At 69.4% G+C, this 12,283-nt stretch carries 15 protein-coding genes; 9 read left to right on the top strand and 6 right to left on the bottom strand.

Translation table 11 applies throughout. The features are described from left to right. Window position 1: 1 nt before the first annotated feature. From lapB to cmk, 5 genes are all read right to left on the bottom strand, one after another. Window positions 2-1,177 carry a lipopolysaccharide assembly protein LapB gene (gene lapB / locus FPV26_RS10780; protein ID WP_147653928.1) on the bottom strand — a complete coding sequence of 392 codons (1,176 nt, stop codon included), beginning with the start codon at window positions 1,175-1,177 and terminating at the stop codon, window positions 2-4. Between the two features lie 9 nt (window positions 1,178-1,186). Continuing rightward, complete coding sequence (locus tag FPV26_RS10775; RefSeq protein WP_147653890.1) at window positions 1,187-1,456, bottom strand: lipopolysaccharide assembly protein LapA domain-containing protein; 270 nt, start codon at window positions 1,454-1,456, stop codon at window positions 1,187-1,189. A 56-nt stretch (window positions 1,457-1,512) separates the two neighbouring features. Then, the gene (locus tag FPV26_RS10770; RefSeq protein ID WP_181952640.1) at window positions 1,513-1,851 is read right to left on the bottom strand and encodes an integration host factor subunit beta; all 339 of its coding nucleotides are present in this window, start codon (window positions 1,849-1,851) and stop codon (window positions 1,513-1,515) included. Window positions 1,852-1,909: 58 nt separating this feature from the next. Continuing rightward, window positions 1,910-3,604: a 30S ribosomal protein S1 gene (rpsA, locus tag FPV26_RS10765; RefSeq protein WP_147653889.1), complete on the bottom strand. Its 1,695-nt coding sequence runs from the start codon at window positions 3,602-3,604 to the stop codon at window positions 1,910-1,912. Window positions 3,605-3,806: 202 nt separating this feature from the next. After that, complete coding sequence (gene cmk, locus FPV26_RS10760) at window positions 3,807-4,478, bottom strand: (d)CMP kinase (RefSeq protein ID WP_147653888.1); 672 nt, start codon at window positions 4,476-4,478, stop codon at window positions 3,807-3,809. 153 nt (window positions 4,479-4,631) lie between these two features. Here cmk and ykgO point away from each other — a divergent pair, with 153 nt between their 5' ends. The 6 genes from ykgO (at window position 4,632) to FPV26_RS10730 (ending at window position 8,884) form a co-directional block, all read left to right on the top strand. Then, complete coding sequence (gene ykgO / locus FPV26_RS10755) at window positions 4,632-4,757, top strand: type B 50S ribosomal protein L36 (RefSeq protein WP_010342887.1); 126 nt, start codon at window positions 4,632-4,634, stop codon at window positions 4,755-4,757. 150 nt (window positions 4,758-4,907) lie between these two features. Further along, window positions 4,908-5,249 carry a hypothetical protein gene (locus FPV26_RS10750; RefSeq protein WP_147653887.1) on the top strand — a complete coding sequence of 114 codons (342 nt, stop codon included), beginning with the start codon at window positions 4,908-4,910 and terminating at the stop codon, window positions 5,247-5,249. Window positions 5,250-5,253: 4 nt separating this feature from the next. After that, window positions 5,254-6,294 (top strand): agmatine deiminase family protein, encoded by a 1,041-nt coding sequence (locus tag FPV26_RS10745; protein ID WP_147653886.1) that lies wholly within the window; start codon window positions 5,254-5,256, stop codon window positions 6,292-6,294. A gap of 45 nt (window positions 6,295-6,339) precedes the next feature. Next, window positions 6,340-7,230 (top strand): carbon-nitrogen hydrolase, encoded by an 891-nt coding sequence (locus FPV26_RS10740; protein WP_147653885.1) that lies wholly within the window; start codon window positions 6,340-6,342, stop codon window positions 7,228-7,230. Between the two features lie 104 nt (window positions 7,231-7,334). Next, a complete protein-coding gene (locus FPV26_RS10735) occupies window positions 7,335-7,934 on the top strand; it encodes a TetR/AcrR family transcriptional regulator (protein ID WP_147653884.1) in 600 nt (199 codons plus the stop codon). A 164-nt stretch (window positions 7,935-8,098) separates the two neighbouring features. Continuing rightward, window positions 8,099-8,884: an alpha/beta hydrolase gene (locus tag FPV26_RS10730; RefSeq protein WP_246109273.1), complete on the top strand. Its 786-nt coding sequence runs from the start codon at window positions 8,099-8,101 to the stop codon at window positions 8,882-8,884. A gap of 22 nt (window positions 8,885-8,906) precedes the next feature. Here the strand turns inward: FPV26_RS10730 and FPV26_RS10725 are convergent, their stop codons facing one another. Next, window positions 8,907-9,698, bottom strand: coding sequence for a tRNA threonylcarbamoyladenosine dehydratase (locus FPV26_RS10725; protein WP_147653882.1), 792 nt, complete (start codon window positions 9,696-9,698; stop codon window positions 8,907-8,909). A gap of 80 nt (window positions 9,699-9,778) precedes the next feature. Here FPV26_RS10725 and FPV26_RS10720 point away from each other — a divergent pair, with 80 nt between their 5' ends. The 3 genes from FPV26_RS10720 to FPV26_RS10710 all read left to right on the top strand — a co-directional run bounded on the left by FPV26_RS10720 (window position 9,779) and on the right by FPV26_RS10710 (window position 12,063). After that, complete coding sequence (locus FPV26_RS10720; protein ID WP_147653881.1) at window positions 9,779-10,216, top strand: cytochrome c; 438 nt, start codon at window positions 9,779-9,781, stop codon at window positions 10,214-10,216. 120 nt (window positions 10,217-10,336) lie between these two features. Next, window positions 10,337-10,789 carry a glycine zipper 2TM domain-containing protein gene (locus tag FPV26_RS10715; RefSeq protein ID WP_147653880.1) on the top strand — a complete coding sequence of 151 codons (453 nt, stop codon included), beginning with the start codon at window positions 10,337-10,339 and terminating at the stop codon, window positions 10,787-10,789. Window positions 10,790-10,953: 164 nt separating this feature from the next. Further along, window positions 10,954-12,063, top strand: coding sequence for a M35 family metalloendopeptidase (locus FPV26_RS10710; RefSeq protein ID WP_147653879.1), 1,110 nt, complete (start codon window positions 10,954-10,956; stop codon window positions 12,061-12,063). Window positions 12,064-12,283 lie beyond the last annotated feature (220 nt).

Genomic DNA, 12,283 nt, shown 5'->3' with positions numbered 1-12,283 from the left:
GTCAGGCCACCGCGTAATTGAGCAGCGGCTTGACCGAGCCCCACTCCTTGCAGCTCGGGCACTGCCAGTGGTGTGCACGCGCGCCGAAGCCGCAGCGGTTGCAACGGTAGCTTGGATTGCGCACCAGCAGCTGGTCGGTGATGTGTTTCAGATCCTGCAGGGTCGCGATCGGATCCCCCCCCTCGGCAAGGGTGAGGTCGATCAGCGCCGCCTCCCCACGCACGGATGGCCGGTCCTTCAACTGCTGCGCGAGCCAGGCACGGGCCGCGGCCACTCCTTCATCCGCCTCGATCATGCGCGCCAGTGCCAGCACCGGCGAGACGCCGCGGTAGTGCTCGATCATCTCGGCGAGGAAACGCCGCGCGCCCGGCCGGTCGCCAGTGCGCTCGTAGCATGACAGCAGCGCGGGCATCACCTCGGGCAGGTAATCGGGATCGTGCCGGGCCACTCGTTCGAAAGCACGGATCGCGGCCGCGTCGTTGCCCGCGTCCAGCTCGATCCGGCCTTCGAGGATGCCGGCCCGCACCGAGTTCGCATCGGCCTCGTACGCACGCGCCACCGCCGCACGCGCGACCTCGACGTCCCCCGCAGCCCGATGACGGTCGGCCAGTTCGCATTCGAACTGGGCGATCAACCGGCCCATCGGCTCGCCGGTGATGCTCTCGTAGCGGCGTGCGTTCTCGATCGCCTTCTCCCAGTCGCGTTCGGCCTGGTAGATGTTGATCAGGTGCCTGAGCGCCTGCGGGGCGCGCTCGAGCTGCACCAGGTCGCTGAACACCGTCTCGGCGCGGTCGAGCAGCCCCGAGCGCATGTAGTCCTCGCCCAGCGCGAGCAGCGCCTGCACCTTCTGCTGGTCGCTCAGGCCCGGGCGCTGGGCCAGGGCCTGGTGCAGGCGGATGGCGCGGTCCACCTCGCCGCGGCGGCGGAACAGGTGGCCGATCGCGACCTGGGTCTCGAAAGTGTCCTTGTCGAGCTCGGCAATGTGCAGGAACAGCTCGATGGCCTTGTCCGGCTGCTCGTTGAGCAGGTAGTTCAGGCCGCGGAAGTAGGTGGTGGACAGCCGGCTGACGCGCCCCTGGCTATGCCGCTCGCCGCCGCGCCGGCCGATCACCCAGCCGGTGAGAGCCGCCAGCGGCAGCAGCAGGAAGAACCAGAACCACTCGCTGATGAAAGCCAACGCCATACGTCAGGTTCCGGCCTGGTCGGGAGGTACGGACGTGACGCGTCCCGCTTCCAGCTGACGGATCCGGCGCCGCAGCGGCAGCACCACGCCGGCCGCGACCGACAGGCCGCCGACCAGCACGCCGGCAAGCAGTGCCGCCAGCACGGTCACACCGAGCGAGGAATGGAGCCGGGTGAAGCCGAGGTCGAGCCACACGCTCTGGGTGTTGAGCGCGCCCACGATGATGCCGGCCGCAAGACAGGCCAGCGCGATCAGGATCCGGATCAGGCGCATCGGGCGTCGCTGGTCGGTCGGAAAGCCGACAGCTTAGCCCAGAGGCGGCGCCCGGTTCACCCTTCCGTTTCGGCCGGCATCACCCCGCTGACGCGCTCGCGCAGCTCCTTGCCGGGCTTGAAGTGGGGGACATGCTTGCCCGGCAGCGCGACGGCGTCGCCGGTCTTGGGATTGCGGCCCAGGCGGGGCGGACGGTAGTGCAGCGAGAAGCTGCCGAAACCGCGGATCTCGATGCGCTCTCCGGACGAGAGCGAGGCGCCCATCATCTCCAGCAGCGCCTTCACCGCCAGATCCACGTCCTCGGCCTTCAGGTGGGACTGACGGCTCGCGAGGATCTCGATCAGTTCCGACTTGGTCATCGTCGTTCGCAGGACGGTGGTGGCGGGATTGCGCATGGCTGCGCGGCCTCGACACGGCGGCCCGGCACGTGGCCGGGCCGCCGCAGGTATTGCCTTACTCGTTCTTGCCCAGCTGCTCGCGCAGCAGCGCACCCAGCTTGGTGGTCCCGCTAGCGGCGTCAGCAGCGGCCTTGTTGTACTCGGCCAGCGCCTCGGCGGTCTCGGCCTCGTCCTTGGCCTTGATGGACAGCTGCAGGGTGCGGCCCTTGCGGTCCATGCCGATGAACTTGGCCTCGATCTCCTGGCCGACCTTCAGCGCCTGGCTGGCATCCTCCACGCGCTCGTGCGAGATGTCGCGCACGGACACGTAGCCCTCGATGCCGTCGCCCAGGTCGATGACCGCGCCCTTGGCGTCCACTTCCTTGACCTTGCCCTTGACCTTGCTGCCCTTCGGATGCGCGGCCATGTACTGGCCGAACGGATCCTGCTCGAGCTGCTTGATGCCCAGGCTGATGCGCTCGCGCTCGGGGTCCACGGCGAGCACCACGGCCTCGACCGTGTCGCCCTTCTTGAAGTTGCGGACCACGTCCTCGCCGGTGGTGTTCCAGCTGATGTCGGACAGGTGGATCAGGCCGTCGATGCCGCCGTCCAGGCCGATGAAGATGCCGAAATCGGTGATGGACTTGACCTGACCCGAGACCTTGTCGCCCTTCTTGTGGTTGGCGGCGAAGGTCTCCCACGGGTTCTGGGTGCACTGCTTCATGCCCAGCGAGATGCGGCGGCGCTCCTCGTCCACGTCGAGCACCATGACCTCGACCTCGTCGCCGACCTGCACGACCTTGGACGGGTTGACGTTCTTGTTGGTCCAGTCCATCTCGGACACGTGGACCAGGCCCTCGACGCCCGGCTCGATCTCGACGAACGCGCCGTAGTCGGTGACGTTGCTGACCTTGCCGAACACGCGGGTGCCGGACGGGTAGCGGCGCGCGATGTTGTCCCACGGATCCTCGCCCAGCTGCTTCAGGCCGAGGCTGACGCGGTTGCGCTCGCGGTCGTACTTGAGCACGCGCACCTCGAGTTCCTGGCCGACTTCCACCACCTCGGACGGATGGCGCACGCGCTTCCACGCCATGTCGGTGATGTGCAGCAGGCCGTCGATGCCGCCGAGGTCCACGAACGCGCCGTAGTCGGTGAGGTTCTTGACCACACCCTTGAGCTTGGCGCCCTCGACCAGCTTCTCCATGAGCGCCTCGCGCTCCTCGGAGTGCTCGCTCTCGACCACCGCGCGGCGGGAGACGACCACGTTGTTGCGCTTGCGGTCGAGCTTGATGAGCTTGAACTCCAGCTCCTTGCCCTCGAGGTAGACCGGGTCGCGCACCGGGCGCACGTCCACCAGCGAGCCGGGCAGGAACGCGCGGACATCCTTGATGTCCACGGTGAAACCGCCCTTGACCTTGCCGCTGATGCGGCCGGTGATGGTCTCGTTGTTCTCGAGCGCCTTCTCGAGCTCGTCCCACACCATCGCGCGCTTGGCCTTCTCGCGCGACAGGACGGTCTCGCCGAAGCCGTTCTCGAGCGAGTCGAGCGCGACCTTGACCTCGTCCCCCACGCGCACTTCGATCTCGCCGGAGTCGTTGCGGAACTGCTCGATCGGCACGATGCCTTCGGACTTCAGGCCGGCGTTGATCACCACCACGTCGTTGCGGATGTCCACGACGGTGCCGGTGACGATGGCGCCCGGCTTGAGCTTGGCGAGGTTGGCCTGGCTCTTCTCGAAGAGTTCGGCGAAGGATTCGGTCGTTGCGGTCATGAAAGTTCTCTGGTGGATACACAGGCCGGCGGCCGCGGCTGTCGCGGAACCTCCGGCCCACCTCGGGTAGTGGCGTTGCGGCCCTGCCGGCCAGCGCCATGTGCGGAGTGGATGCCACCCGCCGCGGGATGCGGCGGGACCTTCCGCTGTGCAGGATCGGCGCCCGGCGTGCGGACGGAGCCGGCGCGGCGACCGCGGGCGGTTACCGTGCGACCAGTGCCAGCACGCGTTCGACGACTGCCTCGACGGCAAGCCCGGTGGTGTCAATGCAGATGGCGTCGGGAGCCGGCCGCAAGGGCGCCACCGTGCGGCTCGCATCGCGGGCATCGCGGGCGAGGATCTCGCGCAGCAGACTGTCCAATGTAACCGAAACCCCTTTTTCCTTCAACTGTTTATAGCGCCTTTGCGCGCGTTCCTCGGGGCTTGCGGTCAGGAACACCTTGTACGGGGCGTCGGGGAAGATCACCGTCCCCATGTCGCGACCGTCCGCGACCAGCCCCGGAGGGCGGCGGAACGCCCGCTGCCGATCCCGGAGGGCGGCCCGGACCTCGGGAATGGCCGCGATCGCCGAGGCCGCCGCTCCGGCCGTCTCGGTGCGCAGCTCGTCGGTGGCGTCCACGCCGTTGACGATCACCCGCGGCTCCTCCCCCGCCGTCTCGTCGAACCGCACCTCGGTGTCGAAGGCGCAGCGGACCAGGGCCGAGGGGTCGGACAGGTCCAGGCCAGCCCAGCCCGCCGCCAGCCCCACCGCCCGGTACAGCGCGCCGGAATCGAGGTAATGCCAGCCGAGCCGACGGGCCACAAGGCGGCTGACCGTGCCCTTGCCGGAACCGGATGGGCCATCGATGGTGAGGACGGGAACGGGGTCGGACATGCAGGTCGGGAAGGCGGAGACGGGACGCGGATTGTGGCATTGCCCCGGCCGCATGCCGGAGGGAAACGACAACCCCTTGATCCGCCGTCGAAATGCCCGCTAGAATCGCGAGCTTCGTTCGTCATCCCCATTCCCGATTCCCGAGGTTCCGTCATGAAGGTCCTGTCCTCCCTGAAGTCGGCGAAGGCCCGTCACCGCGACTGCAAGGTGGTTCGCCGCCGTGGCAAGGTCTTCGTGATCTGCAAGTCGAACCCGCGGTTCAAGGCGCGCCAGCGCTGAGATCGCGCCGGCCCGGCGCGGGCCGCCGCCGTACCGGAAGGCCGCAGCGATGCGGCCTTTCGCGTTTTGGCGAATGACCGCGTAGCCGGCCGCCGCGGCGATCTGCTACAACCCGCGGGCCAGTCCCGCCACCCGTCCAGGAGTCGCGCCATGAACCGCTGCCGTCGCGTCGTTCCGCTGTTGACCCCTTCCCTGCTGGCGCTGCTCCTGGTGCCGGCAGCCTCGGCCCAGACGCTGCTGATCGAGCGCGTACAGGAGGAAGCCCGCGCGCAGCTGCCGGCACGCGGCATGACCATGGCCGAGGTCGAGGCCCGCTTCGGCGCGCCGGCCCAGCGCCTGGATCCGCGCGGCGGGCAGAAGCGGCAGTGGCCCACGATCCACCGCTGGGTGTACCCCGCCTTCACCGTGTATTTCGAGCGCGACCGGGTGATCGACGCGGTCCTGAACAAGGCCGACGAGACCGAAGTCGGGCCGAAGCCGCCGATCCGCTGACACGATGACCGACGCCTTCCGTTTGCCTGCGGAGTGGGAACCCCAGTCCGCGGTCCTGATCGCATGGCCGCACGCCGACACCGACTGGGGCCCGCGCCTGGGCGAGGTGGAGGAGACCTACGTCGCCCTGGTCTGCGCCCTGACCCGCTTCCAGGACGTGCTGATCTGCGTGGCCGACGCCGACCTGCAGACCTACGCCGAGGCGCGCCTGCGCTCGAACCGGGCGGAGATGGCGCGGGTGCGCTTCATCGAGGCCGAATACGACGACACCTGGCTGCGCGATTCCGGGCCGATCACGCTGGTGGCCGGCGAGGGCGACGAACGTCGCTTCGCCCTGCTCGATTTCCGCTTCACCGGCTGGGGCGGCAAGTTCGAGGCCAGCCGCGACGACCGCCTGGTCGAGCGCCTGCACGATGCTGGAACCTTCCACAACAGTGTCCGGCAATCCATTGATTTCGCACTGGAAGGCGGCGCGATCGAAACCGATGGCCGAGGCACCCTGCTGAGCACCTGGCGCTGCCTGCACGAACGCCATCCGCATGCCAGCCGCGAGGCGCTCACCGCGCAACTGGCCGGCTGGCTGCGCCAGGACCGGGTGCTGTGGCTGGACCACGGCTACCTGGAGGGCGACGACACCGACGCCCACATCGACACCCTCGCCCGCTTCGCCGCGCCCGACGCGATCGTGTACCAGGGCTGCGACGACCCGGCCGATACGCATTACCCCGAGCTGCAGGCAATGGCGGCCCAGCTCGCCACCCTGCGCACCGCCGGCGGCCACCCCTATCGGCTGTTCGCGCTGCCGTGGGCACGCCCGATCCTCGACCAAGGCCGCCGCCTGGCCGCGAGCTATGCCAACTTCCTGATCGTCAACGGCGCGGTGCTGATGCCGGCCTACGGCGATCCGGCCGACGCCGCCGCGGCCGCGGTGCTGGAACGGGCGTTCCCCGGGCGCGAGGTCGTCGCCATCCCGTGCCGCCCGCTGATCTGGCAGAACGGCAGCCTGCACTGCATCACCATGCAGCTGCCCCACGGCGCGGTGTAGGGCGGGTCTCGACCCGCCTCCCGTCTGAACCAGGAACCCTTCGCAATGAACCGCAAGACCACCCTGCCCGTCGCCTTGATCCAGGAGCGCAACCACGGTTCGGCCGAGGACAACCTGGCCGTGATCGAGGCGCGCGTGGCCGAGGCGGCGCGGCGCGGCGCGCGGCTGGTGCTGCTGCAGGAGCTGCACAACGGCCCCTATTTTTGCCAGCACGAGTCGGTGCAGGAGTTCGACCGCGCCGAGCCGATCCCCGGTCCCAGCACCGAGCGCCTGGGCCATCTGGCCAGGCAGCATGGCGTGGTGCTGGTGGGGTCGCTGTTCGAGAAGCGCGCCACCGGCCTGTACCACAACACCGCGGTGGTGTTCGAACGCGACGGCAGCCTGGCCGGCAAGTACCGCAAGATGCACATCCCGGACGATCCGGGGTTCTACGAAAAGTTCTATTTCACCCCGGGAGACCTGGGCTTCGAGCCGATCCAGACCTCGGTCGCCCGACTCGGGGTGATGGTGTGCTGGGACCAGTGGTACCCGGAGGGCGCGCGCCTGATGGCCCTGGCGGGCGCCGAGCTGCTGCTGTACCCCACCGCGATCGGCTGGGATCCGGACGACACGCCCGCCGAGCAGGAACGCCAGCGCAACGCCTGGATCCTCAGCCACCGCGGCCACGCGGTCGCCAACGGCCTGCCGGTGCTGTCCTGCAACCGGGTCGGGCACGAGTCCTCGCCGCTGGGCACCTCCGGGATCCAGTTCTGGGGCAGCAGCCACGTGCTCGGCCCGCAGGGCGAATTCCTGGCCGAGGCCGGCCAGGACGCGCCCGAGATCCTGATGGCCGAGGTGGACATGGAGCGCAGCGAGCACGTGCGCCGGATCTGGCCGTTCCTGCGCGACCGCCGCATCGACGCCTACGGGGACCTGCTCCGGCGCTATCGGGACTGAGCCCGCCCGCACGCCCGCCGGGCTTGCCCACCCCGGCGGCGATATCGTGCGTCCGCCGATGAACGGCCGATTTCAATACGAACGGTCGTGCTAATCTCTGCGCCGTGAATGCCTTGACCGCCACCGCGAAAGGGGCCGCGACGCGCGAAGCCATCATCGAGCACGCCTACCGGATCGCCTGCTGCGCCGGCCTGGAAGGGCTGTCCATCGGCCCGCTGGCGGACGCGGTGGGCATGTCCAAGAGCGGCGTGTTCGCCCATTTCGGCTCGCGCGAGGAATTGCAGCTCGCGGTGCTCGAATCGGCCGCCGAACGCTTCGCCCGGGCCGTGCTGCTGCCGGCGCTGGCCGAGCCGCGCGGGGTGCGGCGGCTGCGCGCGATCATGCACCACTGGTTCGAATGGATCCGGCACAGCGCCGGCGGCTGCGTGCTGCTGGCCGCCGTCACCGAGTTCGACGACCGGCCCGGCGCGGTCCGCGACCGTGTGATGCAGAACGAGCTGCGCTGGCGGCAGGAGCTCGAGCGCGCGATCCGACTTGCGATCGAGTGCGGCGAACTGCGCGCAGGCGATCCGACCCAATACGCCTTCGAGCTGTATGCGATCCCGCTGAACGTACACCACCAGGCCGGACTGTTCGGCTACGAATCGTCCCGCCGCCTCGGCGAACAGGCGCTGGAACGCTGGTTCGCCGCCAACGCGCCCTGAGCCCACCGCTGCGACTTGCCACCATGTGCATTCTTCTGCCGAAAATTAGCACGACCGTTCGATCCAAAATAAGCCTTTGGGCACTCCGCCTGCGCTTTTTCACGGGCAGCGTGCTGCAGCCGGAAGCGGCGGTTGGACATGCCGGCGAGCTGTTCGGCACACCGATGCCCGTCACCCGCGGGCGTGCGCTGGCGACGCCGGTGGGTGATGCACGATGCGGCCATTTCGAGATGGACGGCCATCGCATCGCCACCTATGTCTGGGGCGACCCGAGCCGGCAGCCCTACGTGCTGTGCGCGCATGGTTGGTCCAGTCACGGCACACGGTTCCTGCCATGGGTCGAGCAGCTGCGACAGGCTGGTTATGCCGTGGTCGCATTCGATCAGCCTGCCCACGGGCGCAGCAGCGGCAAGCGCACCACGCTGCCCGATTTCGCCTGCACCCTGTTCGCGATGGTCGCCCGGTTCGGCCCGGCCGCCGCTCTCGTCGGCCACTCGCTCGGCGGCGCAGCTGCGTGCATCGCCCTGGCACGAGGACTGGACGCAAAGCGCGCGATCCTGATCGCACCTGCCGCCGATCCGGTCGCGGCCGCGCTGCGCTTCGCCGACTTCATCGGCCTGCCCGAGCGCCTGTGCCGGCGCATGATCGCGCGTTTCGAAGCGATGGTCGGCATCCCCTTCGACGAACTGCAGGCGCACCGCAACGCGCCGCGCATCGCCCGTCCGGCGCTGATCGTGCACGACCTGGACGACCGGGACGTGCCCTGGGCCGAGGGCGAACGCTACGCCCGCCACTGGGCCGACGCGCGCCTGCTGACCACACAGGGGCTGGGCCACCACCGGATCGTGCAGGACGAGGGTGTGATCGCGGCGGCACTGCGCTTCCTGCGCGGCGAGCCGGTGGGTGAGCGGGTGGTGTCCTCCCCCAACCTGCCCTACGGCTTCGCCTGAGCGCCGGCCATCGCGGGCAGGCTCAGTCCCGCCGGCGCAGCAGCATCTCGATCGCCTTGCCGACCGCGGTGAAGGCGAAGGTGCCGGTCACGTGCGTGGCCGCACCGAGGCCGGCGCCGCAGTCGAGCTTCAATGAAGCCTCGGCGTCGAGCTGCGGGCGCAGGCCGCAGACGCTGCCGTCGGGCTGCGGGTAGCGCACGTTCTCGAGCGAATACACCGCCGGTACGCCGAAGTAGCGGTCGGGATTCTTCGGGAAGTTGAACTCGGTGCGCAGCTTGCGCCGGATCAGCGACAGCATGGCGTCGTGCTCGGTGCGCGAGAGGTCGCGCACCCGCACCTGGGACGGGTCGGTGCGCCCGCCGGCCGAGCCGATGGTGAGGATCGGCTGCTTGCGGCGCCGGCACCAGGCGATGGCCTCGACCTTGGTGCGGAAGCTGTCGCAGGCATCGAGCACCAGGTCGAAGCCGTCGCCGAGCAGGTCCGGCAGGTTGCGCGGGGTGAGGAACGCGGGCACCTCGTGCACGACGAGGTCCGGATGGATCGCCCGGCAGCGCTCGGCCATGACCGAGACCTTGGCGCGGCCGTACTGCCCTTCGAGCGCCGGCAGCTGACGGTTGGTGTTCGAGACGCACAGGTCGTCGGCGTCGATCAGCGTGAGCCGGCCGACCGCGCTGCGCGCCAGGGCCTCGACCGCCCAGGAACCGACGCCGCCGATGCCCACCACCGCGACATGGCAGGCGGACAGCCGTTCGGCCGCGCCGCGGCCGTACAGGCGGTCGATGCCGAGGAAGCGTTCGCGCAGGGACTGTCGCATCGGAAAATTGTAGCGGTCGCCGCCATCGCGGCCGGCATGCTAAGTTGCGCGCCCGTCCGTACGCCAATCGAGGGATGCCGATGAACGTGTCCGCATCGGGGGCCGGCAGCGCCGCGGCCCGCTACTTCTTCATGTTCCTGGTCGGCCTGGTGGCCGGGTCCGTGGCCACGGTGATGCTGATCCGGGCCTGGGAGGCGCGCAAGGACCCCTTCCACGAGGCGGTGATGCACGTGCAGGACTGGCACTTCGGCCAGCTGAAGAAGAACGTCGAGCAGAACCGCTGCAACGCCACCGACACCCTGCCGCACCTGCAGGCGCTGCGCGCGATGGCCGATGACATCGAGCCGGCGTTCCCGGACCTGCGCGACGACCAGCGCTTCGCCAAGGCCGCCAGCGACCTGCGCGCCGCGCTCGACGCCGCCCGCGCCAATCCGCCGCTGAGCTGTGCCGGCGTCGGCAACGTGGTGCAGCGGATCGGCGGGGCCTGCAAGGCCTGCCACCAGGATTTCCGCGGTTGAACGGCGGTTAATGCCGCGGCCGGGGAAGTGAAGCGGCGTTCATTCGCAGGGGGCTAGCGTGCCTTCGAGTCCGCGGCCGGACCGGTCGCGGACCTGGTCCCCCGAAGCGAGGTACGCCGCATGAACATCCGCCCGCTTTGCACCGCCGCGATCGCCGCCCTGGCGCTCGCCGGCTGTGCCACTTCCTCCCCGTACTACGGTTCGACCTCCCCGCCCTACGGCGCCAGCCCGGCGCAGTGCTACGACTGCGGCACGGTGGTGCGCATCGAGAGCGTCGGCACGCCGCGCAGCGGCGCGACCGGCGCGGTGCTCGGCGGCATCGTCGGTGCCGCCGCCGGCCGCGAGCTGGCCGAGGACGAGAGCAAGGGCCGCCGCAACACCGCCACCGTCGCCGGCGCCGTGGCCGGCGCCGCCGCCGGCGCGGCGATCGAACGCAACGTCGCCGGTGCGCACTACAACGTGCACGTGCGCATGAACGACGGCCGGATCGTGGTGGTCAGCCAGAAGGATCTGGGCGGGATCCGCGAGGGCTCGTACGTGCGCGTCTACAACGGCCGCGCCTGGCTGCGCTGAACGCCTTCCCCCTCCGACGGTTCCCGCGAAGGCCGCCTCCGGGCGGCCTTCCCCGTTCGGGACATGTTGCAGCGCCGCATGCGCCGGCGCCCGCGGCCGGCTAAGGTCGCGCCGTCCGCACCGCGGACTTTCGTCACATTTCATTCTTGGGGGATTCCTTGAACATGCGTTCGCCTATCGCAGGCGTGGCGGGCACGGCCGTGCTTGCCGGCGCCATCGCCGCCGCCGTCGCCGCACCCGTTCCGCAACGCGCCAGCCCGCTGCTCGTCAGCATGACAGCCGCGCCCGCCGAGGACGGTGGGTTCCTGGGCACCGTGGAAATCACGGTCACCAACACCAGCCGCCATACCGTGCGCATGCCGAAGTGGCAGCTGCCTTCCACGCACCTCGAGGCCAACCTGTTCCGCGTCCTGCGCGACGGCGAACCGGTGCAGTACGAAGGGCCGATGATCAAACGCGGACTGCCCGAGGCCGCCGACTTCGCGATCCTGCGCCCGGGCGAACGCCACACCGTGGTGGTGGACCTCGCCGCCGTCTATGACCTCAGCGAAGGCGGCCACTATACGGTCAGCTACGCCGCGCCGCTGCAGCACGCCTCGCTCTCCAACGGGCAGATGCTCAGGCAGGCCAACGGCCTGCCGATGGTCGCGCAAAGCGCACCGCTGCACCTGTGGGTGGAAGGCGGCAGCCAGCTCGAGACCTACAAGAACGGAAGCGGCAGCACGGAAGCCAAGAAGCCGGGCGGCGGCACCGTGGTCAACGGGGTGTCCTACGTCAACTGCTCGAGCACCCAGATCAGCACCGCCGGCAGCGCGGTGGTCGAGGCCCGCAAGTATTCCGAGAACTCCAAGGGCTACCTCGCCGTCGGCAACACCGGCCCGCGCTACACCACCTGGTTCGGCGCCTACACCTCCTCGCGCTACTCCACGGTAAGCCAGCACTTCGTCAACATCGACGCCGCCATGGACCAGAGCGGCGGCCAGATCAAGATCAACTGTGGCTGCAACCAGAGCTACTACGCCTACGTCTACCCGACCAGGCCGTACGAGATCTTCGTCTGCCGCGCGTTCTGGAGCGCGCCGCTCACCGGCACCGACTCCAAGGCCGGCACCCTGATCCACGAGATGAGCCACTTCAACGTCGTGGCCGGCACCGACGACCACGTCTATGGCCAGAGCGGGGCGAAGAGCCTGGCGATCTCGGATCCGGCCAAGGCGGTGGACAACGCCGACAACCACGAGTATTTCGCCGAGAACACCCCGTTCCAGAACTGATCCGCCGCCTGCGACGGACAGTGGGTGAAGAAACGGCCCGCGCATGCGGGCCGTTTCCTTTCCCGCCGCCGCCGCGCCGCAAAAAAAAGAAAAGGCGCTGTTCGCGTTGATTGTGGACGGGATGGTCATGCCATGGCCAACCTGAGCAATGACGCGGCTCCTGCGCCCGTTTGAGCGTTCCGCTCCAGCGCCCGGAACCAGCCCAGGTAGTTGGGCAGGT

The sequence above is a fragment of the Vulcaniibacterium gelatinicum genome, from assembly GCF_008033445.1.
Lineage (GTDB): Bacteria > Pseudomonadota > Gammaproteobacteria > Xanthomonadales > Xanthomonadaceae > Vulcaniibacterium_B > Vulcaniibacterium_B gelatinicum.
Note: the sequence above shows the minus strand (reverse complement) of the source record. Positions and strands in the feature narration are given on the sequence as shown.

Coding starts and splice junctions, on each gene's coding strand:
- FPV26_RS10770 (WP_181952640.1), bottom strand. CDS start 1,851: ATGCGCAATCCCGCCACCACCGTCCTGCGAACGACGATGACCAAGTCG.
- FPV26_RS10715 (WP_147653880.1), top strand. CDS start 10,337: ATGAACATCCGCCCGCTTTGCACCGCCGCGATCGCCGCCCTGGCGCTC.
- FPV26_RS10775 (WP_147653890.1), bottom strand. CDS start 1,456: ATGCGCCTGATCCGGATCCTGATCGCGCTGGCCTGTCTTGCGGCCGGC.
- rpsA (WP_147653889.1), bottom strand. CDS start 3,604: ATGACCGCAACGACCGAATCCTTCGCCGAACTCTTCGAGAAGAGCCAG.
- FPV26_RS10710 (WP_147653879.1), top strand. CDS start 10,954: ATGCGTTCGCCTATCGCAGGCGTGGCGGGCACGGCCGTGCTTGCCGGC.
- FPV26_RS10730 (WP_246109273.1), top strand. CDS start 8,099: ATGCCCGTCACCCGCGGGCGTGCGCTGGCGACGCCGGTGGGTGATGCA.
- FPV26_RS10725 (WP_147653882.1), bottom strand. CDS start 9,698: ATGCGACAGTCCCTGCGCGAACGCTTCCTCGGCATCGACCGCCTGTAC.
- cmk (WP_147653888.1), bottom strand. CDS start 4,478: ATGTCCGACCCCGTTCCCGTCCTCACCATCGATGGCCCATCCGGTTCC.
- FPV26_RS10740 (WP_147653885.1), top strand. CDS start 6,340: ATGAACCGCAAGACCACCCTGCCCGTCGCCTTGATCCAGGAGCGCAAC.
- FPV26_RS10745 (WP_147653886.1), top strand. CDS start 5,254: ATGACCGACGCCTTCCGTTTGCCTGCGGAGTGGGAACCCCAGTCCGCG.
- FPV26_RS10720 (WP_147653881.1), top strand. CDS start 9,779: ATGAACGTGTCCGCATCGGGGGCCGGCAGCGCCGCGGCCCGCTACTTC.
- ykgO (WP_010342887.1), top strand. CDS start 4,632: ATGAAGGTCCTGTCCTCCCTGAAGTCGGCGAAGGCCCGTCACCGCGAC.
- FPV26_RS10750 (WP_147653887.1), top strand. CDS start 4,908: ATGAACCGCTGCCGTCGCGTCGTTCCGCTGTTGACCCCTTCCCTGCTG.